We start from the raw sequence: 3,924 nt of genomic DNA, 5'->3' as shown, positions 1-3,924 counted from the left end.
GGAGTGACATTTCATAAAGTAATAAATACTGTGAGGCGAGCTCTGCATTATCAGGGAGTTTATATGCGCTAGGGTCATCACCATGCATATTTTTGTTCAGACGCTTCATGACATCAGTAAAGGTCGAGACGTGTTGAACTTCTGGTTGAAGCTTTAACCAGTTTGCTGCCTTTTCAAGGTTTGCCAAATACTCAGGCTCGTTGATTCCACCTTCTTCCTCGGCTTCAACAATAAAGGATATGTAGCCTAAGCCGGTGAGCCTTTCTCTGGTAAAATCAGCTGCCTGTCTTTGTCTCATTGGCTCGTCAAAATACTCGACCCATACGTCATTCAATTCGTTTTGAGGTAAGAAAGAAATGCTGCCAGCCATAATAACCATTGTGCCAATGAGTAGACGTTTAGAGTGTTTGATGACCCAGTTTGATAGCGTAACTGTCCAGCCGCCTTCTTTATGCTCGCGTGATTGAACTCGGAATGGCAGAAGCATAATGAGTGCAGGCAGTAGCAATACAGAGAATCCCCATGCACCAATTACGCCTAAGGCGACAATATTTCCTAAGTCCCGGAAGGGAGGGGAGTCGCTAAAGTTCAGAGACAAGAAACCAATTACGGTTGTGACACTGGTTAAAAAAACGGGTTGCTGATTGATACGTAAGCTTTCGATAACAGCCTGAGCCTTGGTTTTCCCTGACTGCATTTGCTGGAAGAAAGATGCCAGGATATGAATCGAATCGGCGATTGCTAGTGTCAGAATCATTGTTGGTGCATTGGCGGATGCGGTGGTGATATCCATACCCAGCCACGCAGAGATACCAAGCGCGAATAGGATTGAAGTAATAATGACAACTATGATGGAAAAGCTACCTGAGAAGACCGTAATGATGCTCCGGCTTGCAGCAAACATGTAGATCGCAATGCAGGTGATGGCGATCAAAAATGCTAAGGGGACGATATGCGATAAGTCATACATCGCCGCATCTTTGAAGGCATTGTCAAAGATGATTTGTCCGGTCACATATACAGTCAGGTCGGGATACTTTTGATTTAAATGAGCTTGAATCTCGTAGGCTGCAGCGGCTACTTCGGGTGTTTCTTTACTAGGATCCAGCCCAGGCATTTCCATAGAAACGTTGACGCCGGTAACATCGGCGTTAGCGGCGATGAGGCGCCCGGCAATTGAGGGCTCATTGAGTGCGACACTCTTTGCGTACGCAATTTCACTGCTCGATAAATTGCTTGCATCTGTAACCAGGTTGTCTACCAAAAGGTCATCGTCTTCTGCAATAGTGTGTTGGTAATTGGTAATAGAGTCCACGCGTATTGAGTAGGGAAGTTGCCAAGACATTTCGGTAAGCTCTTCAATGATGCTTAAAGTCTCTCGAGTAAATATATGGCCATCTTGGGGGGCGAGGACAAACATGACGTTGTCACTTTTTGTAAAGGTTGCCTGTAAATCTTCGAAGGCTTTTAGGTGGGGATTATCATCACTAAAATAAATCCGGTAGTCGGAGCTAAATTTTGTTTGCGGTAAACCTGTGGCGGCAAGAAATACCACAAGCAATGAGGCGAATACCACCAGTAAGCGAAACTTAACAAGAAAATGGCTTATGCGTTCAATCATAGCGTAACCTACCTAATGTTTCTATTGCCGCAGAATGCCTGTAGCGAGCATGATAACTATACTTAAAGGTTGTGACCGGCGGTCATGAATTTAGAATACTACGCTTTGAACAGTGTGAATACAATGAATAAAGATATTTGAAGCTAAGAATAACTTTTCTAAATATGGAAAAGTAATAATGCTAATGGCTTAATAATGGGATAATTGCTGTGACGGAAAATCTTCTTATAGGTCTTATAGTATTGGCTTGAGAAAAATAAGTTTCGATCCTTGAAACTTTAATAGTGGTCACTAAGTGCGAGGGCTAGCGACTAACAGAAAACGAGTAGAAAACTTTATATGTTGCGTACAAAGGTGATTATCTGGAACGTAGTACTATTCCATGGCTATTTCCTTTTGCAGACGCCCCCTCAAGCGAGTCAAACTCTTCATTTGATAGGGAGTTTGTCCAGGCAATTACTGCGTGGCAGGTGCCTGCTTCAAGCGCGCGTTTGCTTAATTCTATCGCCGATATAGATTCAGATGAGCGAAGAATCATAATTTCTTCCATTGCAAGCCCCTGGTGTTGTTCTTGCCACTTTTTGAGCAGTTGAATAGGCGGGTCAATCCAGGCAAGCCAGCGTTGTTCCTGATTTAACTGGCTCAGCATAGGAAGAACCATTTGAATGCAGTCAGCCTTATCTTTAGCGATGATAATTTCCGTGACATTTGCTGCGACATGCTCAGTCTGCTCGTTGCTTAGAGAGGCGCCAGAAGTTGAAGAACTTAAAGGTTGAGCAGGGTAAGTTAGCTGTACCGGGCTTTGGCCAAATTGGTTAATAGTATTTAGGTCGTCAAGATAGTCTGACTCATAAATAGATAGCTGCTTCATTGGATACCCTCCTTACGGATAACGCCTACGCCCAGACCTTCAATTACTACATCTTGTTCTCTCAGGTCGATCACGATGGGATCAAACTCTTCATTCTCGGCAATAAGCTCAACGATGTGTTTGTTTTTATTGAGACGTTTAACCGTTACTTCTTCGCCCACTCTGGCAACGACTATTTGCCCATTTCGAGCTGTTTCGGTTTTATGGACTGCAAGCAAATCTCCGTCGAGTATGCCGATATCCTTCATGCTTTCACCTCTTACGCGTAATAAGTAGTCAGCAGAAGGAGAGAAAAACTCTGGCGCAAGTGTGCAGTAGTCTTCGATATTTTCCTCACCTAAAATCGGGTTACCAGCAGCGACTTGACCAACAATCGGTAAACCCTCGGGAATATCGCTTTGCGGTAAGCGGATGCCACGGCTGGCTCCGGGGACAATCTCAATCGCGCCTTTCTTGGCTAGTGCCTTAATATGGTCTTCTGCTGCATTGGCAGAGCGAAAGCCAAGTGCCAAAGCTATTTCCGCACGAGTAGGTGGGTAACCTGTTTCATCAATATTTTGTTTGATGAGTTGCAATACTTCGCTTTGTCTCTTGGTGAGCTTTAGCATGCCGTGTAGTCCGTTAGGTTGAGTTAATGTTTATCTGTGTGAATAACCAGTACCTGTAAATGTATACAGTAAAATGTATTTTGTAAATGTTTTGGAAAGAACTTTTCCATATATTTTATTGAAAGCCATTTTTTACCCATGCATGATGTAGCGAAATTGCACAGTAAAAGGCGGGCGAAAACTTGAATCTATCGACAAATAAAATAAATACCATCTTCCACAAAACTTCTACTTTGCTTCTTACGAGTGCTTTAATGCTTAGTAGTGGCAATGCCCTCGCGAGTGTTGAAGGTGAGTTAGGTTTTCAAGCGCGTACCTTTGTGGAAGAGGGGCTTGCCGATCAGAGTCAATTTCAAAGCTCCCTAAGCGGGCAGATAGAATTCGATACATCATTAGGGCAAGGAGACTTTGTTGCCAAGGTGTTTGGTCGTTACGACTTTGAGGATGATGAGCGCACTCATTTTGACTTACGCGAAGCGCTCTGGACCTACTATGGCGATTCCTGGGAGTTGCAAGCGGGTGTCGGTAAGGTGTTTTGGGGTGTCACAGAATCTATGCATCTCGTTGATATCGTTAATCAAAGCGACAGTGTTGAAAACCCCGATGGCGAAGACAAGCTCGGTCAGGCGATGCTTAAGTTTTCATTAGAGCGAGACTGGGGAACGATTGACCTTTTCTGGTTACCGTACTTTCGCGAAAGAACCTTCGTTGGCGAAGATGGTCGCTTATCTGCAAGCCCTTTGCCGGTAAGTAATGATGAAGCAAGCTATGCATCGGGTGCACAAGAATGGCATAGTGACTTTGCTGTCCGTTATTCACATTAT

3 protein-coding genes and 1 pseudogene are annotated in these 3,924 nt (G+C 44.1%); 1 reads left to right on the top strand and 3 read right to left on the bottom strand.

The window, feature by feature from the left end; all coding sequences use genetic code 11:
• The 3 genes from A3761_RS21580 to lexA form a co-directional block, all read right to left on the bottom strand.
• Nucleotides 1–1,621 (bottom strand): RND family transporter (locus tag A3761_RS21580; RefSeq protein ID WP_068750847.1); only part of this gene is annotated, 1,621 nt, incomplete at its 3' end.
• A 358-nt stretch (nucleotides 1,622–1,979) separates the two neighbouring features.
• A complete protein-coding gene (locus A3761_RS21575; RefSeq protein WP_068511125.1) occupies nucleotides 1,980–2,492 on the bottom strand; it encodes a cell division inhibitor SulA in 513 nt (170 codons plus the stop codon).
• Nucleotides 2,489–3,100: a transcriptional repressor LexA gene (gene lexA, locus A3761_RS21570; RefSeq protein WP_068511122.1), complete on the bottom strand. Its 612-nt coding sequence runs from the start codon at nucleotides 3,098–3,100 to the stop codon at nucleotides 2,489–2,491. Before lexA ends, A3761_RS21575 begins: the two co-directional genes overlap by 4 nt.
• Before the next feature lie 182 nt (nucleotides 3,101–3,282).
• On the opposite strand from lexA, the pseudogene A3761_RS21565 reads away from it, so the two are divergent.
• Nucleotides 3,283–3,924 (top strand): annotated as a pseudogene (locus A3761_RS21565) (hypothetical protein); the annotation flags it as partial.

The sequence above is a fragment of the Oleiphilus sp. HI0123 genome (genome assembly GCF_001635315.1).
Note: the sequence above shows the minus strand (reverse complement) of the source record. Positions and strands in the feature narration are given on the sequence as shown.